The organism is Variovorax sp. 05L425 (genome assembly GCF_056397705.1).
This window is the reverse complement of the sequence record NZ_JBFTNY010000010.1, coordinates 85,016-111,955: the sequence shown is the minus strand read 5'-3', so window position 1 is coordinate 111,955 and position 26,940 is coordinate 85,016. Positions and strand designations below refer to the sequence as shown.

The window sequence follows — 26,940 nt, the reverse complement described above, 5'->3', positions numbered from 1 at the left end:
GCTCATGTCGAAGCCCCCGCTCGTTGCGCGACCGCCGCTCGGGCCGCCGATGCCTCACGCGACTCGCGCCGCGCCTTGATGCGATCGGGGATCGACAGCAGCCCGTCGGGCAGCCAGACCATCAGCACCACGACCGAGGCGCCGAACAGCGGCAAATACCAGTCGGCCACGCCGGGCACGTCGCGCAGCCACTCCGGCAGCACCACGCCCACGGCAGCGCCCAGCACAGGGCCCCAGAAGTAGCCCGGACCGCCGACCACCACCATCAGGTACATCATGATCGACGCTGCGACGGTGAACGGCGCGGGTTCGATGAACTGGACCAGCGAAGCGAAGAGCCCGCCGGCAACGCCCGCATAGGCGGCACCGATCGCGAAGCTCAGCAGTGTGTAGCCGCGCACGCTGATGCCGAGGCTCTCGGCACGGATGGGGTTGTCGCGCAGCGCCGTGAAGGCCTTGCCCCAGGGTGAACGCAACAGCCCCCAGAGCAGCAGAGCCAGCAGCACGGCCACCGCCAACACGAGGTAGTAGTAGGCCCGGTTGCCTTCGAGCGACAGTCCGAACAACGAGGGACGTGCGATGTTGTTGATGCCGAAGGTGCCGCCGGTCAGCCATTCCTCGTTCCGCATCACCAGCCAGATCGCCGTGTTGAAGCCCAGCGTCGCGAAGGCCAGGTAGATGGTCTGCACGCGCAAAGCCGGGAAACCGAGCACCAGTCCCACCGCGAAGCACAGCACCGCCGCGGCCGGAAGGCCCAGCCAGAAGCTGACACCCGTCTTGAGCAGCAGCGCCACCGTGTATGCGCCGATGCCCAGGAACGCCGCATGGCCGAGTGACTTCTGCCCCGCATAGCCCACGGTGAGGTTGAGCCCCATCGTGGCAATGATGAAGACAAGCCAGTAGCTCAGCAGGTAGATGCCGAAGTTCTTGAGGAACTGCGGCGCGATCAGCATCGCGGCCAGCGCCGCGGCCATCAGGAGCGTGTTGAGCTTTCTCATACCTTGCGCTCCTCTTTCCGGCCGAGGAGGCCTTGCGGCTTGAACAGGATCACGATCATGAAGATGACCAGCGCCACCGCGTCCTTGTAGGCCGGCGAGATGTAGGCCGCGGCGAGGTTCTCCGCCACGCCGACGATCAGGCCGCCCAGCAAGGCCCCGCGCGAATTGTTGAAGCCGCCGATGATGGCGGCGAAGAAGGCCTTGTTGCCCAGGCTCTCGCCCATGTCGAACTTGGCGAGGTAGGTCGGCGTGATCAGCAGCGCCGCCGCCACCGCGAGTGCGGCATTGATCGCGAAGGTATAGAAGACCATGCGCGGCACGTTGATGCCCAGCACGCTCGCGCTCTCGGTGTTCTGCGCCACCGCCTGCATCGCGCGGCCTGTCACTGTCTTCGAGAGGAAGGACTGCGTCGCCAGCACGATCGCCACGGCGAGCGCGAAGGTGCCGAGGTCCGACAGCGTGACCGTCACGCCCGCCACGTTGAAGAGCTTGTCCGCAAACAGGCTCGGGAAAGGCTGCGCCTCTGCGCTGTATGCGGCGCGAACGCCGTTGCGCATCGCGATCGACAGGCCGATGGTGGCCACCACGATCGGCATCATTCCGTACTTGAAGAGTGGATCGACCAGGCCGCGCTTGAACAGCCAGCCCAGCACGAACACCGCGACGAAGACGGTCAGCACGAAGCTCAGCCCGAGCGGCGCGCCGAACGAGAGAAACGCCAGCATGGCGAACGCCGGCAGCATCACGAACTCGCCCTGGGCGAAGTTGATGGTGCCGCTGGCCTGCCACAGCAGCGTGAACCCGAGCGCCGCCAGCGCGTAGATCGCGCCGGTGGCAAGTCCCGAGAAAAAGAGCTGCAGAAAATCGGTCATGGCGCCCGGCCGGACCCTTACAGCTTCTTGCCCAGTGCAGGCAGGATCTCCTTGACCTCCTGCTTGCCGTTCTTCACTTCGACGATGAAGCTCTCACGATCGAGGTCTCCCTTTTCATCGATGGTCACGTCCATCAACACGCCCGGCTCCTTGGCCGCCGAGATCGACAAACCGTGCAGCGCCTTGGCGATGGCGACGCGGTCGAGCTTGCCGGCCTTTTCGACACCGGCCTTGAACATGTAGACGCTGGTGTAGCCCTTGATGCCGTTGTGATCGGGGATGTACTTGTATTCCTTCTCGAACTTGGCGCGGAAGGCACGCATCGACGGGATCGGCGCATCCACCGTGAGGCCGACGTGGGCCAACGCGCCATTGGCGGACTCTCCCGCGAGTTCGATCACCTTCTGGCTCGGCAGCACGGTCTCGCCGAGGATCGGCTTGCTCCAGCCCTGCTTGCGCAGCTCGCGAAGCGCGCGCGCGGATTCTTCTTCGTTGGTGTAGACGAAGACCGCGTCGGCATTGCTCTGCTTGGCCTTGAGCACCGGCGCGGACCAGTCGACCTGGCCCGGTTCGGTCGAGATGTCGGCTACGACCTTGATGCCGTTGGCTTCGGCCGATTTGATGAAGGCTTCGCGCCCGCCCTTGCCGAAGTCGTTGTTGACGAAGACCACCGCGACGGTCTTGGCCTTGATATTGGCCGCCACATAGCGCGCGAGCTTGGGCATGGCATTGACCTGCGAGAAGCTCGTGCGGAAGACGAAGGGATTGCCCTGCGCGGTGATGGCGGTCGCCTCGGCGCCGGTGAAGTTGGGCGTCTCGCCACGGCGGGTTTCGGCCATGCTGACGATCATCGAGCCCGAGAAGCCGGGTCCGAAGACGGCGATCACGTCGTTGTCGACTGCCTTGGTGGCCATCGCCTTGGCGATACCCGGGTTGGATTGCGTGTCGCTGATCGCGCTTTCGATCTTCTTGCCCATGATGCCGCCGGCGGCATTGATTTCCTTGATCGCCAGTTCGACACCGTTCTTGAAGTTGGTGCCGGCGGTGGCGCCGGTGCCGGACAGCTCCTGGATGTTGGCCACCTTGATGGTGTCCTGCGCGAAAGCGCCGGCGGCACAGGCCGCGAATGCGCAAGCGGCAGCCAGGCGGATCGCGAAGCGGCGGGGTTTGTGAATGGGCATTGAAGTCTCCTCGTTTGTGGTTGATGAAAGCACGGAAAAAATTCTTGTTGTCGTTGTTGTCTATGGCGAGGCTGATGGCACGCGCACCGGCCCTCCGCCGGCAACATGCGATTCGCTGATCCAGCGCGCGCTCTTCATGGCACGCTCACCGACCACCATCGGGTCGGAGTTCACATAGTCGTCGTTGAACACCTCGAAGGTGTAGTAGCCGCGATAGCCCTTGTCCTCGAGCAACTGCACGAAGTCGCGCACGTCGTGCAGGCCCTCGCCCGGGAACAGCCGCTGGTGGCGCGCGAGTTCGATCATGTCGGCCTGACGGTCGCTGTATTCGAAGAAATAGTCGGCCAGCTGCACCAGGAAGATCTTCTCCACCGGTACTTCGGCCAGTTGGGCGAGCGTTTCTTCGGTGTCGTCGCCGTGCACGGACATGTGGAAGAAATCGAGGTTGAGGCCCACGTTCTCGCGGTCGCAGCGGCGCACGATGTCCCACGCCTGATACCAGCGGTTGGTGTGCCGTCCCCACGAGAGCGCCTCGTAGCAGATGCGGATGCCCAGCGGCGTCGCCAGCGTGGCGAGCGTGCGCAGGTCTTCGGCGGCGCGGTCGGGATCGTCGATGGCGAGCGGCGACGTGGTCGAGCAGCACAGCAGCAGATCGGTATCGACCAGCGCCATCTGCCGCAGTTGCTCGCGCGCCATTTCGAGCCGGTGCGGGCGCATGGCGTCGGGCGCGCATTCGAAGTCGCGCAGTGGTTGGAAGTCGGTGACCTTGAGGCCGCTCTGCTTGACCAGCTGCGCGGCCTTCTCGACACCCGCGGGGTGGTTGATCAGGTCACGCGCCCACAGCTCGACCCCCGAGAAGCCGGCTGCCTTCATGCACTCCAGCTTGTGGTCGAGTTCGCCACCCATGGTGACAGTGTTGAAGCCGAAGCGGTCGAGGGCGATAGCCATGGGGGTCTCGGTCTTGAAGGGTGGAAGGTCAGGCCACGAAGGAAAGATGCGTGGCGCGCGGCAGGTCGACGAGTGTCGGCTCGGACTGGAGCTGGAGGATCGTGCGGCCGCCGTCCTGGAACAGCGGCCATTGCGGCAGGCCCTCGGCATTCGGATTGCCGGTCTTCGCGAAGCGGCTCCAGATCGCCTGCATGAGCGTCGTCATGCGGTCGTCGTCTTCGGCCCAATCGCGTGTCAGTTCGCGCGTGGTGCCGAAGATGTAAGGGTATTCGGAACTGTGGAACACACCGAGCGCCGTGGCGGGATTCGCCTCCCGATAGTGTTGTCCCGCCTTGAAGGGCTGCAGATGTGCGAAGTGATAGACGTAGGTGGGCGCGATCCGCGCCTGTGCGCGCGCGGCAGCATGCACACCTGCGGCGAAAAGTTCGTCACCGAACAATTCCCGACTCGACTTCTTCGCCTGCGCGTCATCGCCGGCGGGGTAGAGCTTCTCGGCAGTCTCTGCGCGGTCGCCGAAGCGCTCTTTCAGCTGCAGGTGGAAGGCCTCGGCGTTCGCTGCGGCGGGGAACGCGGTGCCCTCGTCGCGGACCCAGCCAGTCAACAGTGGAACGGCCTGCTGCTCGCCCGCGGCGTAGATGTCGGCCAGGGGCTTGGGCAGGAAGCGACCGTCGGCGATCGGCATGAAGCGCTCGGATTGCGCGAGGTAACGACGAAGGAGTTCGTCGGCGCTCAGGTCACGCAGCGCCGCCACGTTTCCTGCGCCCGCACCTTCGGCGAAGCGGACGCCCTGCGCTTCGCCCGACGCGAGGTTCTCCGTGCGGCTGATGCCGAAGCTTTGCGCAATGGCATACCTGAAAAGGCCGCGCGCTTCGGGCGACGCCATCAACGCGATCACGCCATGCGCTCCGGCGGACTGGCCGAACACCGTGACCTTCGCAGGGTCGCCCCCGAATGCCGCGATGTTGCGCTCGACCCAACCCAACGCGGCGGCCATGTCCTGCAAGCCGTAGTTACCCGAGGCCCCCTGCCCTTCGGCGGTCAATTCGGGGTGGGCCATGAATCCGAAAGGCCCGAGTCGGTAGTTGATCGTGACCAGCACCACGCCCTGTGCCGTCAGGTTGCCGCGCACGAACACCGGATTCGCCGCGGACCCCTGCTGGAAGGCGCCGCCGTGGATCCAGACCATCACGGGCAATGCGTCGGTGGGCGTCTTCGCCGGCGTCCACACATTCAGGTAGAGGCAGTCCTCGCTCATCGCCTGCTCGCCGGCGAACTCGGCGTAGACCGAATCGGCGGCACGGCCCGGCTGCACGCACTGGGGCGCAAAGCTGTCGGCCTTGCGCACATCGTCCCACGCCAGCACGGGCGAAGGCGGACGCCAGCGCAGCTCGCCCACCGGCGGCGCGGCGAACGGCACGCCGAGGTAGGCCCGCACGCCTATCACCGGATCGGACACGCCGGCCAATATGCCGCCGTCCACGCGCACCGCGCTATCCGTGAATGCAGCAGACGTGGACATCACTTCTTGCCGAGTTGGTTCATCGGGACTTTGTAGGTCTCGCGTGCCGTGAAGATCGCGGCCGACGAGACGAGACACGAGACAGTCACCAGCGCAGCCACAGGCATCCAGCCGTTCGGGCCTTCACCCATGATCGCCGCGCTGATGCTCGGCGCGAAGCCGCCGAGCGCGAAGCCGATCTGCGTGCCGATCGCCATGCCCGAAAGCCGCACGCGGGTGTCGAACATCTCGCCATAGAGCGAAGGCCAGATGGCGTTCGACGCGCTGTAGACGATGCCGGACGTCAGCAGGCCGAAGATGAAGATCAACATCAGATCACCCTGGCTGATGGCCCACAGCGTCGGCCAGATCAGCACCGCGCAGCCCAGCGCGCCGAAGATGAAGACCGGCTTGCGGCCGATGCGGTCGGCCAGGATGGCCCAGAGCGGAATCGCAGCCAGCGCGACGACGTTGCTGCAGACCAGCAGCGTGAGCATCGTGGCGCGGGGAATGTGCACCGTGTTCACCGCATACGAGAGAACGAACAGGCCGAAGATCGTGCTCACGACCGACACCAGGGCGCCGAAGATCACGCGCAGCACGGCCGGCGTGTGATCGCGGAAGAGCACCGCGGCAGGCAGCTTGACGGTCTCGTGGGCCTCGGCTTCTTCCTTGAAAGCCGGTGTTTCGGGCAGCGTGCGACGAACCCAGAAGCCGACGGCGACCACGACCGCACTGAGGAAGAACGGAATGCGCCAGCCCCAGGACAGCAACTGCTCCTCAGGCAAGCCGGAGATCGGCAGGAACACGATCGTGGCCAGGATGAAGCCCATCTGCGTGCCGCTCAGCGTGAAGCTCGTGAAGAACGCGCGGCGGTGGTCCGGCGCGTGTTCCAGCGTCATCGAATTGGCCCCGGCCTGTTCGCCGGCAGCCGAGAGGCCCTGCAGCAGGCGAAGGATCACCAGCATGATCGGCGCGGCCATGCCGACCTGGTTGTAGGTCGGCAGGAGGCCGATCAGGAAGGTCGACAGGCCCATCAGCAATAGCGTGAAGGTCAGGACTTTCTTGCGGCCGAACTTGTCGCCGACGTGGCCCATGAAGAAAGCGCCGATCGGGCGCGTGATGTAGCCGACGCCGAAGGTGGCGAAGGCCGCCACCGTGGCGAGCTTGGGGTCGACCGACGGGAAGAAGATCTTTCCGAATACGAGCGCAGCCGCAGTGCCGTAGATGAAGAAGTCGTAGTACTCGACGGCGCTGCCGATCCAGCTTGCGAAAGCCGCCTTGCGCGGTGTCTTGACGACCTCGGGCTCGTGAACCCCTCGGGCGTCCGTCGTCGACGCATTCATCGTGATGGCCATATGGTGTCTCTCCTTGAAGATAGTTGTGGGTCGAATGAACAAAGCGTTGACGCTAGGCAACGCTGGCCGAGTGGTAGCGCAGCGGTTGATGGATTTCGTCGGCCATCGCGGCGGGATAGATCAGCTCGCGGAGAAAGTCCGCGTCGTGCCGGACCACGTTCGCGGCCTCCTTGTGGCCGAAGAAGTCGAGGTAATGCGGCATCTGCTGGATCAGCATCTCGAAGCCGGCCTGGGCGTTGAGTCCTCGCTCGCGTGCGGCGCGCACCAGCGGCGTGGGCTGGTTGCGCAGGAGGATGTCGAACAGCGCGGCGTGCGAATCCATGCGTGCGACGTCAACAGGCAGCGGGTCTTCGGACTTCAGGCCCAGCGAAGTGGCATTGACCACGAGGTCATAGCCGGCCGGATCGTTGGTGTCGACTGCAACAGTGGTCGCGTCGAAGAAGGAATCGAGCTTGGCCGCGACACCGGCCGCCTTGCCGGCCTCGACGTCATGGAAGGCGATGTGCTCGGCACCGTTGACCGTGCCGCCTTCCGCCAGCGCGACACCGATCGCCGCGGCGCTCACGCCGGCGCCGATGATGAGCACGCGCTTGCCGCGAAACGGGATGTTGTAGCGATCGAGCGCACCCAGCAGGCCCTCGCCGTCGAACAGGTCGCCTTCGAGTTCGCCGTTGTCGATGCGGCGCACCACATTGACCGAGCCCGCCACGCGGCCGAAGAGCCCGCAGCCGTCGAGCAGGTCGACCAGCAGCGGCTTGTGCGGCGGCGCGATGGCCATGCCCCGCACGTTCCTGGCCAGGAAAGCCGCCTTGACGAAGACCGCCAGATCGCGCCGTGCCACCTGCACAGGCGCCATCACGGCGTCGATGCTGCAATGCTCGAAGACGGCGTTGAACATGCGCGGCAGGCGCACGTTCGTCACCGGGTCCCCGGGAAGGAGGTAGAGAGACGTGCTGCCGACGATGGAAGGGAACATGGGATCGTGCCTCGCTTCAGCTGTGGAAATGTTCGACTATCGCTCGAATCACCAAGGAAGCGCCGCTAATGTAGCGGTGAGTCCGTGCGATTCATCCGATCGGGACGTGTGAAAACTCGATGATCGGACTACACTGATCGATTATCGAACGAACCCAGGGTTTGTCCCGAAGCCATATGACCGCAGAAACGTCCATCGCCCCGCCCGGCCTCGACAAGCGCGACTGGATTGCCGGGCTCGAACGCGGCGTCTCGATCATCGAAGCCTTCGACGACGCGCACCCGCGCATGACCGCCAGCGAGGCGGGCCAGCGCACCGGCATGACCCGCACCGCCGCTCGCCGCTACCTGCTCACGCTGCAGCACATGGGCTACGTGGCAGGCGACGGCAAGCTCTTCTGGCTGACGCCGCGCGTGCTGCGGTTGGGGCAGTCGTATCTGGAATCCGCCCGGCTGCCGCGCATCGTGCAGCCCTTTCTCCAGCGCGTCGCGGCGGGCACGCACGAGATCGCCTACCTCAGCGTGATGGACGGCGACGAGGTCGTCTACATCGCGCGCAACGGCCCGAACCGCAGCATGAGCACGGGCTACGTGCTGGGTGCGCGCGTGCCGGCGCAGGTGACCGCCTCCGGCATGCTGATGCTGGCCATGCGCAGCGACGAGGAACGCAGCGCCTGGCTCGAAGCGCGCGAGCTCGCGGTCTTCACGTCGCACACCATCTCGAGCAAGGAACGGATGAAGCTCGAACTGGCCCGCATCCGCGCGCAGGGGTGGGCATTGTCGGAACAGCAACTGGATCTGAATTCACGCGGCATCGCGGTGCCGCTGCGCGATCGGCATGGCGATCTCGTCGGCGCGCTCAACGTGACGATGCCCATGGGCCATGAAAGCAGCGAGGACGCGGTCGCCCGCGTCCTCCCTGTCTTGCGCGAAACCGCGCAGGCGATGCGGAGCTTGATTTAGGGTCAGGACCAGGAGGAGTCTCTCGATTCTGGCTGTAGCACAGGAGTGCTACAGTAACCCCCTACCGGGGAATCCATATGTCCACCACCACCATTCGCATTGACGACAACTTGAAAGAACGGATCGCTGCCGCAGCCGACAGGGCAGGCAAGACTGCTCATGCATTCATCGTCGAAGCCGTCGCCCAGACCGTGGAACAGCTCGAAGCGGAAGAGGAGATCCATCGCATTGCCGGCAAGCGCTGGTCGAAAGTGGTGGCGACCGGAAAGACCGTGTCCTGGGACGATACGAAAAAGTATCTTGCCGCCCGAGGCCGAGGCGAGAAGCCCATGAAGCCGCTAGCCCAAAAGCTGGGACGCTGACCTCCGGGATGACGCGAATCGAACTCGCTCCCGAAGTGCTCGATGACTTCGACCGCTTTATCGACCACCTGACGCGTTTCGAAGCCACCGACATCCCGCAACGCCTGGGCGAGATCATGCAGGCGATAGAAATCCTGGCTCACAGTCCCCTTATTGGCCGGCCTGTCAAAGGCGCCAAACGGGAACTGCTCATCGGCCAGGGATCGCGAGCCTACGTTGCGCTCTACCGCCATGTCGCCGATATCGACACCGTCTTCGTCCTTGCATTGCGCCATCAGCGCGAAGCGGGTCACAGGCGCAAGCCTTAGTGGCCTGCCGGCATGCGTATCGTGCAATCTCTTACGTAGCCATAAAAGGCGGGGCAATCCCTCGCGAAAGCGCCGAGACCATCGCAATGAGACCGCCCGAACTCGTACTCAGCCAGCCGCCTTGGCCAGCCGCGCCTCGGCCAAGGTCTGCGCGCGCATCCGCTCGTAGTCCTGCCTGGGAACCGGCACCGCGTTCGGATTGCCGAGGTCGTTCAGGTGGATGCGGTAGGTCTCGCGGGCACTCAGCACTGCGAGCGCCGAGATGACGGTGATGCCGAAGGTGAGCGCGCCGATGGTCAGCGGGATGTTCGCCGCACCGGGAGGCGCCACGGCGACGAAGAGCGCGGGCAGCAGGGCGGTGATGGTCGTGCCGGTGTTCTGCGAAATCGCCATCGCCGAGCAGCGCGAACGTGTCGGGAACAGCTCCGGGTAGAAGCTCGGGAAGACGGCGTTGTAGCCCTGGTACACGATGCCCCACATGAGCAGCGACATGACGATCGCCAGCGGCACGTTGTGAATGCTGATCGCATAGAGGTAGCCGAACGAGAGCAAGCCCGCACCGAGAGCGCCGATGACGATCGGCGGCTTCCGGCCGACCTTGTCCGACAGGTTGCCGACCATGGGAATGACGACCACTGCCAGGATGTTGCCCAGGACCGGGATCCACAAAAAGATGTCCTTCTCGAAGCCGATGCCGTAGGCCGGCTGCACCGCATAGGCGGCACCGAACACGGTGGCAACCACAGGAATGACGTTCATCAGCGCCGCGCAGACGACGCGGACCATGTCCCGCCAGCTGTTCGTGAAGGCCTCGACGATGGGCGCCTTCTGCACTTCGCCCTGGCGCACTTCTTCCGCAAAGGCGGGCGTCTCGTCGACTTCGCGGCGAATGATGTAGCCCGCGACGATCACGACGAAGCTCAGCAGGAACGGAATGCGCCAGCCCCACGAGAGGAACGCGTCTTCGGGCATGTAGTGCGCGAGCGGCAGGAACACCGCCGCTGCCAGGATCTGGCCGGCCTGCACGCCTTGCAGGCTGAAGCTGGCGAAGAAGCCACGGCGGCCGAAGGGCGCGTGCTCCAGGATCATCGAGCTTGCGCCGGAGATTTCACCGGCCACCGCGAAGCCCTGGATCAGACGCAGCACGACGAGCAGTGCCGGTGCGAGCAAGCCGACTTGCTGGTAAGTCGGCAACAGGCCGACCGCGATGGTGGAGAAGCCCATCAGGAACATGCAGACGAGCAGCACATGCTTGCGGCCCCGGGTATCGCCCCAGTGGCCGAGCACGAAGGCGCCGATGGGCCGTGCGACATAGCCGACGCCGTAGGTCGCCAGCGACGCGATGATCGCGATCCGCGGATTGCCCGACGGGAAGAAGATCTGCGGGAAGATGAGCGACGCCGCGGTCGCATAGATGAAGAAGTCGTAGTACTCCAGCGCCGAGCCGATCCAGCCGCTGGCGGCGGCCTTCTTCGACTGGTGTCGGCCTTGCGGCTCGTGGTCCTTGGGGTTGCTCATTTGTCTCTCCGATGGGTGGTCGTGTGGATCTGGGAAACACCGTGCCTTGCCTGCACCGACACCGACTTCGTTCGGTTATCGCGCAGTTCGGGAAGGCGCGACGTGAATGTAGGGTTCGGCAGCCTCGCAGGACAGCGAAAACGCGGCCGTATATGCGATTAACGATCTTTGTTGATCGATGATCGAACGCTACGCGGGTTTATCCCGAAATGTCCGCGAACCCCGCGCAACTCGCCGCCGCCCTGTTCGATACCGAGATTCCCTGCAACCAGATGCGGGCGGTGCAGTCAGGCCCGGATACATACTTTCTTGCAACTTCCCGGGTTAACCCTCAAGGTCGACCCAGGCGACGCTCCTACTATTTATTCAACTTGAATTAATTAATGACCACGGCAGTCAGCCGAGGTCGAAGGAGACAGTCCGTGAAGTCAGCCGGTCCCGGGCGGGGCACGAATTCGGCGAACCTCCGCCTCTACAACGAGCGCACGCTGTTGCAGCGTCTGCGTCGTGCGGGCGAAGCGTCGAAGGCCGATCTCGCGCGCTGGGCACAGCTGACGAACACGGCCGTCGGCAGCATCGTTCAATCGCTGGAAGAGTCGCGCCTGATCGAGCCCGCCGGCCGACGCCAGGAAGGCCAGCGCGGCCAGCCCGCCGGGCTCTACCGCATCAACCCCGAGGGTGCCTACGGCGTCGGCGTGCGCCTCGACCGCACGAGCATCGAAACGGTGCTGATCGACCTCGGCGGCAAGATCCTGGCGCGCGAGGCGCACGACGTGCTGCTCCCCCAACCCGACCACGCGCTGTCGCTGGTGCGCAAGGACATCGCCCGCGTGCTGACTGCGCTCGACGGCCCGCAGCGTCGGCGGCTGATGGGCGTGGGGCTCGCGCAGCCTTACAACCTCGGCAGTTGGCTGCGCGAACTCGACCTGAAGGCCGACTTCCGTGTCTGGGACGAGGTGGACTTCGGCCAGTTGCTCGCCCAGGCGGTCGGGCAGCCGGTGTTCAAGGAGAACGACGGCAACGCCGCCGCGATCGCGGAGATGTTCTTCGGCGTCGGGCGCGAGGAAGACGACTTTCTCTATGTCTTCCTCGGCGCGGCGCTCGGCGCCGGCGCGGTGATCGGCGGCGAGAGCCTGCGCGGCAGCAGCGGCAACGCGGCCGACCTCGGGCTGATGCCGGTGCCGCCGAGTCGCCTGCCTTCGGCGCCGGTGCTGGATCGGCGGTGGGACATCCTGCTCTCGCGCGCATCGCTCAACTCGCTCGCCCGCCATCTGCGGCACCACGGCATCGTCGTGCGGGGGCACGCGGATCTCGAAGCCTGCGTCAAGTCCGGCAGCGCCGAGGTCCGCGAATGGCTCGACGACTGCGTGGACGCGCTCGTGCCTTCGGTGCGGGCGTCGCTCGCGGTGCTCGACCTGCCTGCGGTGGTGATCGACTGCGACATCGACAGTGGGCTGATCGGCGACCTCATCACGCGCATCGACGCCGGCCTGCGCCTGATCGCGCCAGAGGCCCGACAGACGCCGCGCCTGTTGCGCGGCAGCTTCCGCGCGGACGCCGGCGCTATCGGAGCGGCGAGCCTGCCGATGTTCTTCAACTTTTCGCCCCGCGCCGATGTGCTGCGCGGACGTTCGCATCGTGCTCATCTGGAGACCACCCATGCCTGACCCCAACGCAGCCGCCGCGCTGCTCGAACTGCGCAAGATCTCGAAAACCTTTCCCGGCGTCAAGGCGCTGCAGGACGTGCGGCTGCGCGCCCGGGCCGGCCACGTGCATGCGCTGATGGGCGAAAACGGCGCGGGCAAGTCGACGCTGATGAAGGTGCTGTCGGGCGCGTACATGCCGGACCCCGGCGCGGAGATCCTGATCGACGGACAGATCGTCCACATCGACGGACCGCTCGCCGCCAAGAACCTTGGCGTGTCGGTCATCTACCAGGAGCTGAGCCTTGCGCCCAATCTCACGGTGGCCGAGAACGTCTACATGGGCCGGCCCTTGCGCCGCGGCAGCCTGGTCGACCGGGCCGGCATGACCGCCGCCTGCGAGGCAACGCTGCAGCGGCTCGGCGCCGACTTCGGGCCGACGACGCGCGTCGCGACATTGTCGATCGCGCAACGCCAGTTAGTGGAAATCGCCCGTGCTGTGCATTTCGACTGCCGAATCCTGGTGATGGACGAGCCGACGACGCCGCTGTCGACGCACGAGACCGACCGCCTCTTCGCGCTGATCAAGCGCCTGCGCAACGAGGGCATGGCGATCCTCTACATCAGCCACCGCATGGACGAGATCGACGAGCTTGCCGACGAGGTCACGGTACTGCGCGACGGCACCTACGTCGGCACGCTCGAGCGCGCTGAACTCTCGCGCGACAAGCTGGTGAAAATGATGGTCGGCCGTGACCTCTCGGGCTTCTATCGCAAGGAACACCATGGAGAGCACACGGGTGCCAAGGCGCTCTCGGTGCGCGGCCTCAGCGATGGCCGGCGTGTGCACGACTGCAGCTTCGAGCTGCACTCGGGTGAAGTGCTTGGGCTGGCTGGCCTGGTGGGCGCGGGTCGCACCGAACTGGCACGCCTGATCTTCGGCGCCGATCCACGCACCGCCGGCGAAGTGTCGCTCGACGAACTCGCCGGTCCGCTGAAGATCGAGAAACCGATCGATGCCATCCGCTCGGGCATCCTCTACCTGACCGAGGACCGCAAGGGCCAGGGACTCTTCCTGGACTTGTCGGTGAAGGACAACATCAACGTGATGGTGTGCCCCCGCGATGCGAACGCGGGCGGCGTGATGGACGGCAAGCGAGCGACGCAACGGGCACGCGATGCGATCGCCCAACTTTCGATCCGCGTCGCATCGGCACGCGTCAATGTCGGCTCGCTCTCCGGCGGCAACCAGCAGAAAGTGCTGCTGGCACGCCTGCTCGAACTCGCACCCCGCGTGCTCATCCTGGACGAGCCGACGCGCGGTGTCGACATCGGCGCGAAGAGCGAGATTTACCGCCTCATCGACGAGCTCGCCCGCCGCGGCGTGGCGGTGCTTGTCATATCAAGCGAACTGGCCGAAGTGGTCGGCATCTGCGACCGCGTGATCGTGATGCGCGAAGGCCACCTCGTCGGCGAGGTGGGCGGCGGCAGCGGCCAGGCCATCACGCAGGAAAACATCGTCGCGCTCGCCACCGGCGCGGTGCCATCCCACACGCCGACCCTGCACTGAAGCAGCCCAGGAGACAAGACATGACCAAGCAGACATCGCCGGCCGTCCCGGCGTCGGACAGCCCCGCCCTGCCCCCTGCGCTGCGCGGCGCCACGGGCAAGGAGATCATTCGCGCGCTCGGCATGCTGCCGGTGCTCATCCTGCTGTGCATCGGATTCAGCTTCTCGAGCGACAACTTCTTCAGCCTGCAGAACCTGTCGATCATGACGCAGCAGGCGTCGATCAACATCGTGCTCGCAGCCGGCATGACCTTCGTGATCCTCACGGGCGGCATCGATCTGTCGGTGGGCTCGATCCTCGCTGCGTCGGCAGTGGTCGCGATGCTGGTGTCGAACGTGCCGCAGTTCGGCATGCTCGGGATCGCCGCCGGCCTGGCCTGCGGGCTGCTGTTCGGCTTGATCAACGGCGTGCTGATCGCCTTCGTCAAGCTGCCGCCTTTCATCGTCACGCTGGGCTCGCTCACGGCGGTGCGAGGGATCGCGCGGCTGATCGGCAACGACACCACGGTGTTCAATCCGCAGTTGCCGTTCGCCTTCATCGGCAACGGTGAAGTGCTCGGCGTGCCGTGGCTCGTGATCATCGCCTTCGCCGTGGTGGCGCTGTCGTGGTTCATCCTGCGGCGCACGGTGCTGGGCCTGAACATCTACTCGGTCGGCGGCAACCCGGAGGCCGCGCGCCTCGCGGGCATCAAGGTCTGGGCGGTGCTGCTCTTCGTCTACTGCACGTCGGGACTGCTCTCGGGCCTGGGCGGCGTCATGGCTTCGGCACGGCTCTATGCGGCCAACGGCCTTCAACTCGGCTCATCGTACGAACTCGACGCGATCGCGGCGGTGATTCTCGGCGGCACCAGTTTCGTCGGCGGCACCGGCTCGATCCTCGGCACGCTGATCGGCGCGCTGATCATCGCGGTGCTCACCAACGGGCTCATCCTGATGGGTGTGTCCGACATCTGGCAGTACATCGTCAAGGGCCTCGTGATCATCGGCGCCGTCGCACTGGACCGCTATCGCCGCAAGGACTCCGCAAGAACATAGGCACACCCCCAGGCTTCGCCCACTTCGTGTCGCTACGCCAACTCCCTTGCAGGGGGCAACACCGGCGGCCCGGCGAAGCCGGTTCCGCGGTGTTTCCCGAATCAGTGACCTAACCATCGCTTTTTTTTCAACCACCAACCAGGAGACTCTCATGCGCAACAAACTCTTCGCCCTCGCCGCCATTGCCGCCGCGCTCGCCATGCCCGTGGCGCACGCCCAGCAGAAGGAATTCAAGAACGTGGGCATCACGCTCGGGTCGATGGGCAATCCTTTCTTCGTTTCGCTCGCCAAGGGCGCGGAAGCGAAGGCCAAGCAATACAACCCGAACGTCAAAGTCACGGCGCTGTCGGCCGACTACGACCTCAACAAGCAGTTCTCGCAGATCGACGGCTTCATCTCCGCCGGGTCGGACCTGATCCTCGTCAACGCAGTGGACGCGAAGGCCATCGAGCCAGCGCTGACGAAGGCCAAGAAGGCCGGCATCGTCGTGGTCGGTGTCGACGTGGCGGCCAACGGCGCGGACGCCACCGTGCAGACCAACAACGTGCAGGCCGGCGAGATCGCCTGCCAGTTCATCGTCGAAAAGCTCGGCGGTAAAGGCAACGTGATCATCCAGAACGGCCCGCAGGTGTCGGCGGTGATCGATCGCGTCAACGGTTGCAAGACGGTGCTCAAGAAGAGCCCGGACATCAAGGTGCTCTCGGACGACCAGGACGCCAAGGGTTCGCGCGAAGGCGGCCTGAACGTGATGCAGAACCACCTGACGCGCTTCCCGAAGATCGATGCGGTGTTCGCCATCAACGATCCGCAGGCCATCGGCGCCGACCTCGCCGCCAAGCAGCTCAACCGCAAGAACATCGTCATCACCTCAGTCGACGGCGCGCCCGATATCGAAACCGCGCTCAAGAGCGACACGCAGGTGCAGGCTTCCGCGAGCCAGGACCCGTACATGATCGCGCAGAAGGCGGTGGAGATCGGCCACGACATCCTCAACGGCAAGAAGCCGGAGGCGACCATGACGTTGTTGCCCTCGACCCTGATCACGCGTGCCAACGTCAAGGACTACAAGGGCTGGCAAGCGCCGCGCTGAAGACAGCAGCCTGAAGCCTGAAGAAGGAGAGCCACCATGTTCGTGGTTTGCGGCGAAGCCTTGATGGACGTCTACATGGGTGGATCCACGCCCACCGGCATGACGCTCGATGCGCGCATCGGCGGCTCGCCGCTCAATGTCGCGCAAGGGCTCGCGCGGCTGGCGCGGCCATCCGCCTTCCTGACGGCTCTGTCCACCGATGCGCTCGGCGAGCGCCTGCTGGCGTCGCTCAAGGCCGAAGGGGTCGACACCTCGCTGATCCTGCGCAACGACGCGCCGAGCACGCTCAGCGTCGTCAGCGTCGACGCCAGCGGTGTGCCGCGCTACGCCTTCCACGGCAATGGCGCGGCAGACCGCCAGATCACGCACGACACGCTGCCCGCCCTGCCACCGGCCACGCGCGTGCTGCAGTTCGGTTCGTATGCACTTGCCGTCGAACCGGTCGGCAGCGCATTGCGCGCCCTGGCGGCGCGCGAGCGGGATCGGCGTCTGATCGCCTACGACCCCAACGTGCGCCTCAATGTCGAACCCGACCTTGCACACTGGCGCGCAGTGGTGGAGCAAATGGTGTCGATCGCGCACCTGGTCAAGGTGAGCGACGAGGACCTTGGCCTGCTCTATCCGGCCGAAACACCGGAGCAGGTCGCGGCGCGATGGTTGGCCCAGGGCGCCGCGCTGGTGGCCGTGACGCGCGGCCGCCACGGCGCAAGCGCGTGGACCCGCGCCGCGCAAGCGGACGTGCCGTCGCCCGAGACGAAGGTGATCGACACGGTCGGCGCGGGCGATACCTTCCAGGCCGCGCTGCTGACGTGGCTCGACGAGCACGGCGCGCTCACGCCCGAAGCGCTGTCGAACCTGGATGCCGCATCGCTCGACACCCTGCTGCGGTTTGCCGCGCGCGCCGCCGCAATCACCTGTTCACGCCGCGGGGCGGACATGCCTCGGCGCGCTGATCTGGATTGAGCGAGGCCGGTCAGCGCGCGCTGAAGCGCTCGATGAATGCTTCGACGCCGACGATAGGAAATGTCGTCGTGCCCGCCATCACGAGAAGATCGCGGTCACCGGTAACGAGCATCGCGTTGCCCGCCGCCGCAAGCTGGAGAAACGGCATGTCGAACGGATCGCGGCAGTCGGGCACGGCCGGCGGCGGAACGGGCAGTGCCAACACGGTGACGTAGGGCAGATAGTCGGCCAGCAGTTCTTCGCGCTCCTCGGGCGAAAGCCGGAACTTCGGATACGCGAGCACCCGAACCAGTTCGCCCGCCGTCGCGGCGCTCACCAGCGGCGAGCACGCGCGCTGCTGCCACAAGCCGCGCAACATCCGAGTCGCGGGACCACCGAACAGCAATGCCGAAAGAACCACGTTGGTGTCGAACACCACAGGCCTGGTGGCCGCGCCACTCATGCCTTGCGCTTGGGCTTCGTCGGGGTCGGCTTGCCCGGCCGTGCAGGCTTGATCGCATAGGCGGCAACGGGCTCCGCCGCGATCGGCGCCGACCGCGCGGCCGTCTGGCGGGCCCAGTCGATGGCGCCTTGCACGTCGTCACTGGTCAGCCCCAGCGCCGCGAGCTTGGCGCGAACCGCGTCGCTGCGCTGGATCCGCACGGGCGTCAGCACGATCTGGCCTTCACGCACCTCGACGTCGAAATATTCGGTCGCGCCGATCTGATCCGTCACGCTGCGAGGCAGTGTCAGCTGATTCTTGGAGGTCATCTTGGCGAGCATGGGAAATTCTTGAAGTAAGGAATCCTTACTTTAAGGCGACGCGCTCTATCCGGTCAACCCGCCGCCCTTCAACCACAGCGGAAGGTACGACTAGAGGAAGGACGCCTGTGGCGACTCGGAGCCGGCGGCCGCCGACGGCTCGCCGTGCGACACGTCGCCGCATTGCGCGCGTTGGCGCAAGGCGTGCTCCATCACGACCAGCGCCAGCATCGCCTCGGCGATCGGCGTTGCACGGATGCCCACGCAGGGGTCGTGTCGGCCCTTGGTGACGACTTCGACCGGCTGGTTGTTCACGTCGATGGACTGGCGTGGACTGATGATCGAACTGGTCGGCTTGATCGCGATGCTCACGTCCAGGTCCTGGCCCGTGGTGATGCCGCCGAGCACGCCGCCGGCGTTGTTGCTCAGGAAGCCTTCGGGCGTGATCGAGTCGCCGTGGGTGGTGCCGCGCTGCGTCACGCTGGCAAAACCCGCGCCGATCTCCACGCCCTTGACGGCGTTGATGCCCATCATGGCCCATGCGATGTCGGCATCCATCTTGTCGAAGAGAGGCTCGCCAAGCCCCACGGGCACGTTCGACGCGGTCACGCGGATGCGCGCGCCACAGGAATCGCCGGCCTTGCGCAGGGCATCCATGTAGGCCTCGAGCTTCGAGACATCGGCGACAGGCGCAAAGAACGGATTGTTCGGCACATGCTCCCAGCTTTCGAAGGGAACGACGATTTCGCCGATCTGCGTCATGCAGCCGCGAAAAATGGTGCCGTACTTCTCGAAGAGCCACTTCTTGGCCACGGCGCCCGCAGCCACCATCGGGGCAGTCAGCCGAGCGGACGACCGCCCGCCGCCGCGCGGATCGCGAATCCCGTACTTCTTCCAGTAGGTGAAGTCGGCATGGCCGGGCCGGAATTGCTGCGCGATCTGGCCGTAGTCCTTGCTGCGCTGGTCGGTGTTCTGGATCAGCAGCGCGATCGGCGTGCCGGTGGTCTTGCCCTCATACACGCCGCTGAGGATCTGCACGGCATCGGGTTCGTTGCGTTGGGTGACGTGCCGGCTGGTGCCGGGCCGACGGCGATCCAGGTCCCCCTGAATGTCCGCCTCACTCAGAGCCATCCCCGGCGGGCACCCATCAATCACGCACCCGATCGCAGGCCCATGGGACTCGCCAAAGTTGGTGACTGCGAAAAGGGTGCCAAAAGTATTGCCGCTCATAGCGCCGGATTATCCCAACAAAGCTGGAACGCACGCCGGTCGCCAGAAACACCGCGGAGCCGGCTTCGCCGGGCCGCCGGTGGGTTGGTGTAATTTTTGCGTGCTGCGGCGCAGCATCCCCACTCTCAACTTGATAGGAACGCGCATGCTGGACAAAACCGACACGAAGTTTTCCCACGTCAAGCCGGGCGACACCGAATACGTCTCGGGTGGACTGCGCGACTTCTTTCTCTACCGCGACCTGGGCATTGCCGACGCCACCCACGGCAAGGTCATCGCGCACCTCGTCAAGGCCAACATGGCACCGGAAACGGGCACCGGATGGCACCGGCACGAGGCAGACTTCCAGATCGTCATCATGGTGAAGGGCTGGGCGCGCTTCATGTACGAGGACAAGGAAACGCTGGTCGAAGCCGGCGACGTCGTGCATCAACGCCCGGGCATCCGGCATTACCTGTTCGACTATTCGCCCGACATGGAGTACCTGGAAATCGTCTCGCCGGCTGACTTCAAGAGCGTCGACGTCGAGCCGGCCTGCGAGGTCCCGGCACCCACCCCTTGGAAATAGAGAAGAGATCAATCCACCGGGGCTGAGTCAAAATCGCCGGATGCCCGCTCAGCCCCTGCCCCCGCTCAATCGCCAGTTCATCGCTCATTTCGGGGAAATGGGCAGCAAGTGGGGCATCAATCGAACGGTCGGCCAGATCTATGCGCTGATCTTCATCTCCGAGCGCGGGCTCAACGCCGACGAGATTGCCGAACTGCTGGAGTTCTCGCGCTCGAACGTGAGCATGGGCCTCAAGGAATTGCAGGCATGGCGGCTGGTGCACCTGCGCCATCATCCGGGCGACCGCCGCGAATACTTCGAAGCACCCTCCGATGTATGGGAAATCTTTCGCGTGCTGGCCGAGGAACGGCGGCGCCGCGAAATCGAACCCACGCTCTCGATGCTCCGCATGGCGATGCTCGAAGAACCCACCTCCGACGAAGAGCGCCATGCCCAGCAACGCATGCGCGAGATGCACGACCTGATCGACCGACTCATGACCTGGTTCGACGACGTGCAGCGCCTCGCCCCCGAGACCGCCATGCAACTCATGGGCATGGGTGCCACGGTGACCAAGGTCCTAGGCCTCAAGGACCGCCTGACCGGCGCCAAGAAGGAAAAGCCCGCCCCGTAGGCGCCGGCCCATTCCAGAAACACCGCGGAACCGGCTTCGCCGGGCCGCTGGTATTGCCCCCGGTGAGGGGGTGGGCGGCTACACGAAGTGAGCAACCTGGGGGAGAGTCAGGGCTTGTCTAGTTTGTCGTGCCGGATGGCCTCGTCGTCCATCAATTCGTACCACATCGCATTGAGCACCGCGAAGGTCGCGGCGAGCGGTAATCCCAAAATCCAGGCGAAGTACCACATGGATGAATTCCTCGGTTGATGGTTGGATGTGATCAGTAGGCGTGGCCGCGGTCTTCGCGGATCGCGTCGGCGTCCACCTTGCCTCGCAGCACGTGATAGACCCAGCTGGTGTAGGCCAGGATGATCGGAATGAAGATCACGGTCACCACCAGCATGATGAAGAGCGTCAGATGGCTGGACGAGGCGTCGAACACCGTGAGACTCGCGCGCGGGTCGATCGACGACGGCAGGATGAACGGGAACATCGACACGCCGACGCTCAGGATGATGCCCGCGATGCTCAGCCCGCTGGCCAGCAGCGTCATGATCTCGGCACGGCTGCGCAGCCCGATGAACGCCAGGAGCGCGCCTGCGAGCCCCACGCCCGGCACCACATACAGCAGCGGCTGCGCCTCGTAGTTGGTGAACCAGGCGCTGGCATGCACCTCCACCGTCTTGAGCATCGGGTTCGACGGCCCGTCCACCGGCAATGCGCTCGTCACGCGATAGCCGTCGACGAAGGACCACAACATGAACCCGGCCAACGCATAGAGAACGACGGTCGCCAGCGCCGCGGCGCTTCCGTAGCCGCGTGCGCGATCTGCGACAGGCCCCGTGGTCTTCAACTGCAGCCAGGCGGCACCGTGCATCATCAGCATCGCGACCGACAACAGTCCGCACAGCAGCGCGAACGGGTTGAGCAACCCGAAGAAGGAACCGTCATAGAAGATGTGCATGTCGGTCCCGAAGCGGAACGGCACGCCCTTGAGCACGTTGCCCATCGCGACGCCGAAGATCAGCGAAGGCACGAAGCCGCCGATGAAGAGCGCGATGTCCCAGCGCGTGCGCCAGGCCCGGTCGTCGCGCTTGCCCCTGAACTTGAAGGCGACCGGCCGCAGGATCAGCGCGGCAAGGATCGCGAACATCGCGAGGTAGAAGCCCGAGAACGACACGGCGTAAAGCTGCGGCCAGGCCGCGAAGATGGCGCCACCGCCCAGGATCAGCCAGACCTGGTTGCCCTCCCAGACGGGGCCGACGCTGTTCACGATCACGCGGCGCTCCAGGTCGTTGCGGCCCGCGAAGGGCAGCAGGATGCCGGTGCCAAGGTCGAAGCCGTCCGTCACGGCAAAGCCGACCAGCAGCACGCCGAGCAGCAGCCACCAGACGACGCGCAGGAATTCGTAGGAAAGCAGTGTGTGAAGAATCATTGTGGTGCTCCGTTGCTCCGTATCAGTCGGCGGCGAGAGGCTTGCGCGTCAGCGCGGCCACTTCAGGATCGGCTTCGCCGCGATAGACGGACGGCGCGGGTGTCGGGCCTTCCTTGGGCCCCTTGCGGATTGCCTTGAGCATCAGCTTCATCTCGATCACGATCAGGATGGTGTAGATCAGCACGAAGCCCAGAATCGTCAGCAGTACCGTCATGGCACCGAGGTTCGACACGGCCACCGCGGTCGGCAGCACGCCCTCGATCACCCAGGGCTGGCGGCCGACTTCGGCCACGATCCAACCCAGCTCGGCAGCAATCCACGGCAGCGGAATCGCGAAGACCGCAACCTTGAGCAACCAGGGGTAGGCATCGAGCTTTCGCCGCGTGGAGAGCACGAAGAACGTGGCGGTGAGCACGATGAAGAACATGCCGAGCCCGACCATGATGCGGAAGGACCAGTAGAGCTCGGCCACGGCCGGCATCGTGTCCCATGCCGCCTTGGATATCTGCTCGGGCGTGGCCTGTCTCGGGTCGTCCACGTAGCGTTTGAGCAGCAGCGCATAGCCCATCTCGTTGCCGAAGTTTTCGAAGTCCGCGCGGACTTCGGGCGGGATGTTCGCGTCGCTGCCCGCTTCGCGGATCTTCTGCAGCGCGTCGTAGGCCTTGAGGCCGTCGTGGATGCGCACCTCGGCGCGCTGCACCAGTTCGTCGATACCCGGGATCACCGTGGTCAGCGAACGCGTTCCGATCAGACCGAGCAACATCGGGATATGGACCGCGAAGTGCGTCTCGCGCGTGCGCTGGTCGGGAAATCCGAAGGCGGTGAAAGCGGCCGGCGCAGGTTCGGTTTCCCACATCGCTTCGAGTGCCGCGACCTTCATCTTCTGGTGTTCGGTGGAAAGGTAGCCGCTTTCGTCGCCCAGCACGACCACCGACAAGGAGGCCGCGAGACCGAAGGATGCGGCGACCGTCATCGAGCGCTTCGCGAGTTGCAAGTGACGTCCCTTGAGCACATACCACGCCGATACACCGAGCACGAAGACGGCCGCGACCGTGTAGCCCGCCGACACCGTGTGCACGAACTTGGCCTGCGCCACCGGATTGGTCAGCACCGCGGCGAAGTCGGTGACTTCCATGCGCATCGTCTGCGGGTTGAAGGCCGCGCCCACGGGGTTCTGCATCCAGCCGTTGGCAATGAGGATCCACAGCGCCGACAGATTGGAGCCGATGGCGACCAGCCAGGTGACGATCAGGTGCGCGACCTTGGACAACTTGTCCCAGCCGAAGAAGAACAGGCCGACGAAGGTGGCTTCGAGAAAGAAGGCCATCAGCCCTTCGATGGCCAGGGGCGCCCCGAAAACATCGCCCACGTAATGGCTGTAGTAGCTCCAGTTCATGCCGAACTGGAACTCCATGACGATGCCCGTCGCCACGCCCATCGCGAAGTTGATGCCGAAGAGAATGCCCCAGAACTTCGTCATGTCGCGCCAGATGACTCGGCCCGTCATCACATAGACGGTCTCCATGATCGCGATGAGCACAGAGAGGCCGATGGTGAGCGGCACAAAGAGAAAGTGGTAGAGCGCCGTGAGCGCGAACTGCAATCGTGAGAGAGCGACGATATCGAGGTCCATGGGGTTCCTTTCGTGTTCTTGCGTGACGTTTGGACTCAATCGGGCCTGAGCGCACTCAATGCCGCGTCGAATGCCGGCGTGCCGCGCTGGAGGTCGGCCACGATCCGGCCTCCCTGCATGCAGACCAGGCGGTCCGCCAGCGCGGCCTCGCGCCGCAGGTGGGTCGCGACCAGGAGGGTGCGTCCTGCGGCCTCGACGTCGAGGCGCTGCAACACGTCGTGCGCAGTCGCAGTGTCCAATGCTTCCGTGGGTTCGTCCAGCAGCCAGATGGGTACGTCGCGCAGCAGCAGCCGAGCCAGCGCGAGGCGGCGGGATTGCCCGCCGGAGAGGCCCAAGCCGCCTTCTCCGAGCAAGGTGTCGTATCCCGAGGCCATGGCCTGCACTTCGTGCGCAAGGCCCGCCGCCGTCAGCGCGGCCTGAAGCCGCGCGTCGTGCGCGTCGGGATCGGCCAGCCGCAGGTTGTCGCGAAGGCTGTCCTGGAAGAGTTCGGTGCGTTGCGTCAACAGGCAATGGGGCCGGATGCTGACCTCGCCCGACTGCAGCGCGAGATCGCCCGAGAGGACCGCGAGCAGCGTCGACTTGCCCGCGCCGGACGGCCCGATCAGCGCCACGCGTTCGCCGTCGGCCAGGGCCAGGGTGATGTCGTGCAACGCGGCCACGCGGCTGCCGGGATGGGCCGCGCTGACATGGGCCAAGTGCAACGCGCCGCGATCGTCAGAGGCGCGAGAGGCTTGCGGCTTACGTGAGTGCTGCACTGCCATCCGGGGCGCCAATCGCCTTGCCGCCAGCCATGCACGGCCGGCTTCGAGCGCACCGCGACGCAAGGCGGCGAAAGGCTCAACGGCAGTGAGCGCGACCAGCAGCGCCAGCGCTGCCGCTGGTGCGCTGATGGCACCTTCGCCCGCCAGCGAGCCGACCGCCAGCAACACCGCCGCCAGCGTCAACGTGCCGGCCATGCTGTAGGCCATGCCGGCACCGACTTCGAGGCGATTGAGCGTCAGGTCGGCCTGTGCGAGATGGCGGTCGGCTGCTGCCAGCGATTCGCGCTGGGCGTCGATCCTGCCGGCCATCACCAGTTCTGTCTGCCCTGCCACCAGATCCACGGCACGGGAACGCAGTGCTTCCATGGCCTGTGCCCGCCGAACCGCTGCGGGACGCGCCCTTGAAGCCATCACCAGCGCAATGCCCCAGCCCGCGGCGATCAACCAGAGCGCGAGCACAAGGCCCATCCAGGGACGCATCGCCCCGAGCACGATGCCCGCCAGCATGGCGGCACCGAGCGCTGCGCCTGCGGGAACGAGCATGCGCAGATAGAACGATTCGAGCGCGTCGATGTCGGCCGTGAGACGGAAGAGCACCCGGGCCGGTCGCGCCAGCAATTGCCGGGCAGCCGCCGGCTCGGCCCAGCCGCGGAACAAGCGCTCGCGCAGCGCCGCCAGCACACCGAAGGTCGCGTCATGGGTGACCAGTCGCTCGCCATAGCGCGAAGCCGTGCGCCCGAGCGCCAGCAGCCGGATAGCGGCCGACGGCATGAACACGTCGAAGCGGATCGCCGTCGCGGCCTGCAGCCCCGCAAGGGCCGTGGCCGTGATGAACCAGCCCGAGAGGCCGAGCAGCGCCATGCCCATCAGCACGGTCAGCGCAGCCAGCGCAGCGCCGAGCGCGAGTTGGCGTGGCTCCGCGGCAAGGAAGTGCGTCAACACGGGACGAACGTCGCGCCATAGCTTCATGCCGCCTCCTTCGCCGGCATGGCGTCGAGGCGGATCACGCGATTCATGCGCGCGGCCAGCACGGGATCGTGCGTCGCTGCGATCAGCGTCTTGCCGCGTGCGAGTTCGATCAGCGCGTCGGCCACGCGCTCTGCGGTGTAGGTGTCGAGGTGCGCGGTCGGCTCGTCGACCAGCAAAAGGTCAGCGCCCGGATGCGCGGCCAGGCGGGCCAGCGCAAGTCTCACGGCCTCGCCGCCGGAAAGACCGCTACCGCCCTCCCCCAAAGACATCCCGGGATGCGCCTGGGCGACGTCGTCCAGCACGGCGAACTGCATCGCGGCCTCGACGTCGGACGCCTGCACTCCGGCACGACCCAGCGCCACATTGGCATGCACGGTGCCCGCGAAAACGTGCGGCTTTTGACCCATCCACGCCATGCGGCCGCGCAGCGCAGTCACCGTGCGATCCGACAGTGGCACACCGCCGACGATGATCTCGCCTTGCCGCGCGGGCACGAGACCGGCGATGAGGCTCAGCAAGGCCGTCTTGCCGGAACCACTCGAGCCCATCAATGCAACGTGCTCGCCCGCGGCCACGCGCAGGTCGTAGCCTTCGAAGAGGATGTCTCCGCCCGGTTGCGAGAAATGCAGATCGCGAATGCGCAACGAAGGCGCTCCCGGCGCGGCCAGGCCATGCGCAGGCGTCGGTGTCCGCGTGCCGGGCAACAGGACGCCATCCCGTGCAAGTCCGTCGAGCGAAGCAAGCGCCGCTTCGCCTGCAGCGCGGTCGTGCCACACGGCGGACAGTTCCCGCAGAGGTTCGAAGAATGCGGGCGCCAGCAGGAGGATGAACATCCCCTCGCCGAGGCTCAGCCGCCGGCCCCAGGTCCCGAACTCGAACGTGCCCAGCAGATGGAAGCCGACGTAGGCCGCGACCATCGCGACACCCAGCGCGGAGAACAACTCCAGCACGGCAGACGACAGGAAGGCAATGCGCAACACGTGCATCGTGCGCTCGCGAAGGCTTTGCGCCGCCTCTCCGAGACGCTTCGCGGTGGCATCGACCGCATCGAGTGCGCGCAGCGTCGCCAGCCCGCGCAGTCGATCGAGCAGGAAGGCGCTCATCCCTCCCATCTCCACCATCTGCGCCTCGCTGGCGGCCCTGGCGCGCCATCCGACGATGGCCATGAAGACCGGAATGAGCGGCGCCGCGATCAGCAATATCGCCGCAGCGGTCCACGAGAGACTCGCCACGGCCACCAGGATCACGACGGGCACGACCGTCGCGCGCCAGCGAGCCGGGCCATAGCGCACCAGGTACGGCACCACCGCCTCGGCCTGCTCCGCGATCACGCTGGCTGCGAGGCCGGAGGCCGGCCGCGCGCTGTCGACCGGCGAACGCGCTGACAGCGCTTCTGTCACTTGCATACGCAGTTGCGACAGACGGGATCGCGCCACCGAATAGACCCGGCGCGTGCCCCACGCCTCGCATGCCGCGCGCAATAGCCCGAACAGCAGGATGCCCGCCGCCGGCAGCAGCACCGCACCGATGCCTTCGCCGGCGCCCAGCCGCTGCACGGCCCACGCCAACAGACCCGCCTGCGGCAACCAAAGTAGCGCCGCGACACCTTGGACCAGATTCCCCAAGCCGCGAGCGTCAAGCGCACGCAGGCCGGCAATGGGCGGGATGGGAGGATTCACAGCGTTGTCTTGGAATTTCAGTATTTACTGAAAACTCAGCAATCATAG

General features: G+C 65.7%; 26 protein-coding genes. 10 read left to right on the top strand and 16 right to left on the bottom strand.

Going from position 1 to position 26,940, the window contains the following annotated elements; genetic code table 11:
- Positions 1–2: 2 nt before the first annotated feature.
- From AC1DN9_RS13640 to AC1DN9_RS13610, 7 genes are read right to left on the bottom strand one after another with little or no spacing between them, the layout of a single operon-like run.
- Complete coding sequence (locus AC1DN9_RS13640) at positions 3–998, bottom strand: branched-chain amino acid ABC transporter permease (protein ID WP_478100945.1); 996 nt, start codon at positions 996–998, stop codon at positions 3–5.
- On the bottom strand, positions 995–1,870 hold the full coding sequence (locus AC1DN9_RS13635) for a branched-chain amino acid ABC transporter permease (RefSeq protein ID WP_478100943.1): 876 nt from the start codon (positions 1,868–1,870) through the stop codon (positions 995–997). The genes AC1DN9_RS13640 and AC1DN9_RS13635 overlap by 4 nt, the downstream gene beginning before the upstream one ends.
- 17 nt (positions 1,871–1,887) lie before the next feature.
- Positions 1,888–3,051, bottom strand: coding sequence for an ABC transporter substrate-binding protein (locus tag AC1DN9_RS13630; RefSeq protein WP_478100942.1), 1,164 nt, complete (start codon positions 3,049–3,051; stop codon positions 1,888–1,890).
- Positions 3,052–3,111: 60 nt separating this feature from the next.
- Complete coding sequence (locus AC1DN9_RS13625) at positions 3,112–3,999, bottom strand: sugar phosphate isomerase/epimerase family protein (protein ID WP_478100940.1); 888 nt, start codon at positions 3,997–3,999, stop codon at positions 3,112–3,114.
- Between the two features lie 28 nt (positions 4,000–4,027).
- Entirely contained in the window at positions 4,028–5,518 is a 1,491-nt protein-coding gene (locus AC1DN9_RS13620; protein WP_478100938.1) for a carboxylesterase/lipase family protein, read from the bottom strand.
- On the bottom strand, positions 5,518–6,855 hold the full coding sequence (locus AC1DN9_RS13615; RefSeq protein ID WP_478100936.1) for an MFS transporter: 1,338 nt from the start codon (positions 6,853–6,855) through the stop codon (positions 5,518–5,520). The genes AC1DN9_RS13620 and AC1DN9_RS13615 overlap by 1 nt, the downstream gene beginning before the upstream one ends.
- Positions 6,856–6,907: 52 nt before the next feature.
- The gene (locus AC1DN9_RS13610; RefSeq protein WP_478100934.1) at positions 6,908–7,831 is read right to left on the bottom strand and encodes a shikimate dehydrogenase family protein; all 924 of its coding nucleotides are present in this window, start codon (positions 7,829–7,831) and stop codon (positions 6,908–6,910) included.
- A gap of 176 nt (positions 7,832–8,007) precedes the next feature.
- Between AC1DN9_RS13610 and AC1DN9_RS13605 the strand changes: the two genes are divergently transcribed.
- From AC1DN9_RS13605 to AC1DN9_RS13595, 3 genes are all read left to right on the top strand, one after another.
- Positions 8,008–8,793 (top strand): IclR family transcriptional regulator domain-containing protein, encoded by a 786-nt coding sequence (locus AC1DN9_RS13605; protein WP_478100933.1) that lies wholly within the window; start codon positions 8,008–8,010, stop codon positions 8,791–8,793.
- 77 nt (positions 8,794–8,870) lie between these two features.
- Complete coding sequence (locus AC1DN9_RS13600) at positions 8,871–9,155, top strand: CopG family ribbon-helix-helix protein (RefSeq protein ID WP_478100931.1); 285 nt, start codon at positions 8,871–8,873, stop codon at positions 9,153–9,155.
- 8 nt (positions 9,156–9,163) lie between these two features.
- Positions 9,164–9,463 carry a type II toxin-antitoxin system RelE/ParE family toxin gene (locus tag AC1DN9_RS13595; protein WP_478100929.1) on the top strand — a complete coding sequence of 100 codons (300 nt, stop codon included), beginning with the start codon at positions 9,164–9,166 and terminating at the stop codon, positions 9,461–9,463.
- A gap of 108 nt (positions 9,464–9,571) precedes the next feature.
- On the opposite strand, the gene AC1DN9_RS13590 is transcribed toward AC1DN9_RS13595, so the two are convergent.
- The gene (locus tag AC1DN9_RS13590) at positions 9,572–10,981 is read right to left on the bottom strand and encodes an MFS transporter (RefSeq protein WP_478100927.1); all 1,410 of its coding nucleotides are present in this window, start codon (positions 10,979–10,981) and stop codon (positions 9,572–9,574) included.
- 422 nt (positions 10,982–11,403) lie between these two features.
- Here AC1DN9_RS13590 and AC1DN9_RS13585 point away from each other — a divergent pair, with 422 nt between their 5' ends.
- The 5 genes from AC1DN9_RS13585 (at position 11,404) to AC1DN9_RS13565 (ending at position 17,281) form a co-directional block, all read left to right on the top strand.
- Entirely contained in the window at positions 11,404–12,648 is a 1,245-nt protein-coding gene (locus AC1DN9_RS13585; RefSeq protein ID WP_478100925.1) for an ROK family protein, read from the top strand.
- On the top strand, positions 12,641–14,194 hold the full coding sequence (locus AC1DN9_RS13580; RefSeq protein WP_478100923.1) for a sugar ABC transporter ATP-binding protein: 1,554 nt from the start codon (positions 12,641–12,643) through the stop codon (positions 14,192–14,194). The genes AC1DN9_RS13585 and AC1DN9_RS13580 overlap by 8 nt, the downstream gene beginning before the upstream one ends.
- A gap of 20 nt (positions 14,195–14,214) precedes the next feature.
- Entirely contained in the window at positions 14,215–15,228 is a 1,014-nt protein-coding gene (locus AC1DN9_RS13575; RefSeq protein WP_478100921.1) for an ABC transporter permease subunit, read from the top strand.
- Positions 15,229–15,379: 151 nt separating this feature from the next.
- Positions 15,380–16,318 carry an ABC transporter substrate-binding protein gene (locus AC1DN9_RS13570; RefSeq protein ID WP_478100919.1) on the top strand — a complete coding sequence of 313 codons (939 nt, stop codon included), beginning with the start codon at positions 15,380–15,382 and terminating at the stop codon, positions 16,316–16,318.
- A gap of 36 nt (positions 16,319–16,354) precedes the next feature.
- The gene (locus AC1DN9_RS13565; RefSeq protein ID WP_478100917.1) at positions 16,355–17,281 is read left to right on the top strand and encodes a carbohydrate kinase family protein; all 927 of its coding nucleotides are present in this window, start codon (positions 16,355–16,357) and stop codon (positions 17,279–17,281) included.
- A gap of 10 nt (positions 17,282–17,291) precedes the next feature.
- Here AC1DN9_RS13565 and AC1DN9_RS13560 read toward each other — a convergent pair whose 3' ends face one another.
- From AC1DN9_RS13560 to aroC, 3 genes are all read right to left on the bottom strand, one after another.
- Positions 17,292–17,723, bottom strand: coding sequence for a putative toxin-antitoxin system toxin component, PIN family (locus AC1DN9_RS13560; protein WP_478100916.1), 432 nt, complete (start codon positions 17,721–17,723; stop codon positions 17,292–17,294).
- On the bottom strand, positions 17,720–18,043 hold the full coding sequence (locus tag AC1DN9_RS13555) for an AbrB/MazE/SpoVT family DNA-binding domain-containing protein (RefSeq protein WP_478100914.1): 324 nt from the start codon (positions 18,041–18,043) through the stop codon (positions 17,720–17,722). Before AC1DN9_RS13555 ends, AC1DN9_RS13560 begins: the two co-directional genes overlap by 4 nt.
- A gap of 90 nt (positions 18,044–18,133) precedes the next feature.
- Positions 18,134–19,252, bottom strand: coding sequence for a chorismate synthase (gene aroC, locus AC1DN9_RS13550; protein ID WP_478100912.1), 1,119 nt, complete (start codon positions 19,250–19,252; stop codon positions 18,134–18,136).
- Between the two features lie 145 nt (positions 19,253–19,397).
- Between aroC and AC1DN9_RS13545 the strand changes: the two genes are divergently transcribed.
- The gene (locus AC1DN9_RS13545; protein WP_478100911.1) at positions 19,398–19,820 is read left to right on the top strand and encodes a cupin domain-containing protein; all 423 of its coding nucleotides are present in this window, start codon (positions 19,398–19,400) and stop codon (positions 19,818–19,820) included.
- 40 nt (positions 19,821–19,860) lie between these two features.
- Positions 19,861–20,433: a GbsR/MarR family transcriptional regulator gene (locus AC1DN9_RS13540; RefSeq protein WP_478100909.1), complete on the top strand. Its 573-nt coding sequence runs from the start codon at positions 19,861–19,863 to the stop codon at positions 20,431–20,433.
- A 107-nt stretch (positions 20,434–20,540) separates the two neighbouring features.
- Here the strand turns inward: AC1DN9_RS13540 and cydX are convergent, their stop codons facing one another.
- From cydX to cydD, 5 genes are read right to left on the bottom strand one after another with little or no spacing between them, the layout of a single operon-like run.
- Positions 20,541–20,663: a cytochrome bd-I oxidase subunit CydX gene (gene cydX / locus AC1DN9_RS13535; protein WP_286367183.1), complete on the bottom strand. Its 123-nt coding sequence runs from the start codon at positions 20,661–20,663 to the stop codon at positions 20,541–20,543.
- Between the two features lie 32 nt (positions 20,664–20,695).
- On the bottom strand, positions 20,696–21,850 hold the full coding sequence (gene cydB / locus AC1DN9_RS13530; protein ID WP_478100906.1) for a cytochrome d ubiquinol oxidase subunit II: 1,155 nt from the start codon (positions 21,848–21,850) through the stop codon (positions 20,696–20,698).
- 22 nt (positions 21,851–21,872) lie between these two features.
- Complete coding sequence (locus AC1DN9_RS13525; protein WP_478100904.1) at positions 21,873–23,483, bottom strand: cytochrome ubiquinol oxidase subunit I; 1,611 nt, start codon at positions 23,481–23,483, stop codon at positions 21,873–21,875.
- Positions 23,484–23,518: 35 nt separating this feature from the next.
- Positions 23,519–25,213, bottom strand: a complete 1,695-nt coding sequence (locus tag AC1DN9_RS13520) for an amino acid ABC transporter ATP-binding/permease protein (protein ID WP_478100902.1) — start codon at positions 25,211–25,213, stop codon at positions 23,519–23,521.
- Positions 25,210–26,892 carry a thiol reductant ABC exporter subunit CydD gene (gene cydD / locus AC1DN9_RS13515; RefSeq protein ID WP_478100900.1) on the bottom strand — a complete coding sequence of 561 codons (1,683 nt, stop codon included), beginning with the start codon at positions 26,890–26,892 and terminating at the stop codon, positions 25,210–25,212. Before cydD ends, AC1DN9_RS13520 begins: the two co-directional genes overlap by 4 nt.
- Between the last annotated feature and the right edge of the window lie 48 nt (positions 26,893–26,940).

Coding starts and splice junctions, on each gene's coding strand:
- AC1DN9_RS13595 (WP_478100929.1), top strand. CDS start 9,164: ATGACGCGAATCGAACTCGCTCCCGAAGTGCTCGATGACTTCGACCGC.
- AC1DN9_RS13555 (WP_478100914.1), bottom strand. CDS start 18,043: ATGCTCGCCAAGATGACCTCCAAGAATCAGCTGACACTGCCTCGCAGC.
- AC1DN9_RS13540 (WP_478100909.1), top strand. CDS start 19,861: ATGCCCGCTCAGCCCCTGCCCCCGCTCAATCGCCAGTTCATCGCTCAT.
- AC1DN9_RS13610 (WP_478100934.1), bottom strand. CDS start 7,831: ATGTTCCCTTCCATCGTCGGCAGCACGTCTCTCTACCTCCTTCCCGGG.
- aroC (WP_478100912.1), bottom strand. CDS start 19,252: ATGAGCGGCAATACTTTTGGCACCCTTTTCGCAGTCACCAACTTTGGC.
- AC1DN9_RS13545 (WP_478100911.1), top strand. CDS start 19,398: ATGCTGGACAAAACCGACACGAAGTTTTCCCACGTCAAGCCGGGCGAC.
- AC1DN9_RS13575 (WP_478100921.1), top strand. CDS start 14,215: ATGACCAAGCAGACATCGCCGGCCGTCCCGGCGTCGGACAGCCCCGCC.
- AC1DN9_RS13605 (WP_478100933.1), top strand. CDS start 8,008: ATGACCGCAGAAACGTCCATCGCCCCGCCCGGCCTCGACAAGCGCGAC.
- AC1DN9_RS13630 (WP_478100942.1), bottom strand. CDS start 3,051: ATGCCCATTCACAAACCCCGCCGCTTCGCGATCCGCCTGGCTGCCGCT.
- AC1DN9_RS13525 (WP_478100904.1), bottom strand. CDS start 23,483: ATGGACCTCGATATCGTCGCTCTCTCACGATTGCAGTTCGCGCTCACG.
- AC1DN9_RS13640 (WP_478100945.1), bottom strand. CDS start 998: ATGAGAAAGCTCAACACGCTCCTGATGGCCGCGGCGCTGGCCGCGATG.
- AC1DN9_RS13620 (WP_478100938.1), bottom strand. CDS start 5,518: ATGTCCACGTCTGCTGCATTCACGGATAGCGCGGTGCGCGTGGACGGC.
- cydB (WP_478100906.1), bottom strand. CDS start 21,850: ATGATTCTTCACACACTGCTTTCCTACGAATTCCTGCGCGTCGTCTGG.
- AC1DN9_RS13570 (WP_478100919.1), top strand. CDS start 15,380: ATGCGCAACAAACTCTTCGCCCTCGCCGCCATTGCCGCCGCGCTCGCC.
- AC1DN9_RS13560 (WP_478100916.1), bottom strand. CDS start 17,723: ATGAGTGGCGCGGCCACCAGGCCTGTGGTGTTCGACACCAACGTGGTT.
- AC1DN9_RS13580 (WP_478100923.1), top strand. CDS start 12,641: ATGCCTGACCCCAACGCAGCCGCCGCGCTGCTCGAACTGCGCAAGATC.
- AC1DN9_RS13600 (WP_478100931.1), top strand. CDS start 8,871: ATGTCCACCACCACCATTCGCATTGACGACAACTTGAAAGAACGGATC.
- AC1DN9_RS13520 (WP_478100902.1), bottom strand. CDS start 25,213: ATGAAGCTATGGCGCGACGTTCGTCCCGTGTTGACGCACTTCCTTGCC.
- AC1DN9_RS13565 (WP_478100917.1), top strand. CDS start 16,355: ATGTTCGTGGTTTGCGGCGAAGCCTTGATGGACGTCTACATGGGTGGA.
- AC1DN9_RS13625 (WP_478100940.1), bottom strand. CDS start 3,999: ATGGCTATCGCCCTCGACCGCTTCGGCTTCAACACTGTCACCATGGGT.
- AC1DN9_RS13635 (WP_478100943.1), bottom strand. CDS start 1,870: ATGACCGATTTTCTGCAGCTCTTTTTCTCGGGACTTGCCACCGGCGCG.
- cydX (WP_286367183.1), bottom strand. CDS start 20,663: ATGTGGTACTTCGCCTGGATTTTGGGATTACCGCTCGCCGCGACCTTC.
- AC1DN9_RS13590 (WP_478100927.1), bottom strand. CDS start 10,981: ATGAGCAACCCCAAGGACCACGAGCCGCAAGGCCGACACCAGTCGAAG.
- AC1DN9_RS13615 (WP_478100936.1), bottom strand. CDS start 6,855: ATGGCCATCACGATGAATGCGTCGACGACGGACGCCCGAGGGGTTCAC.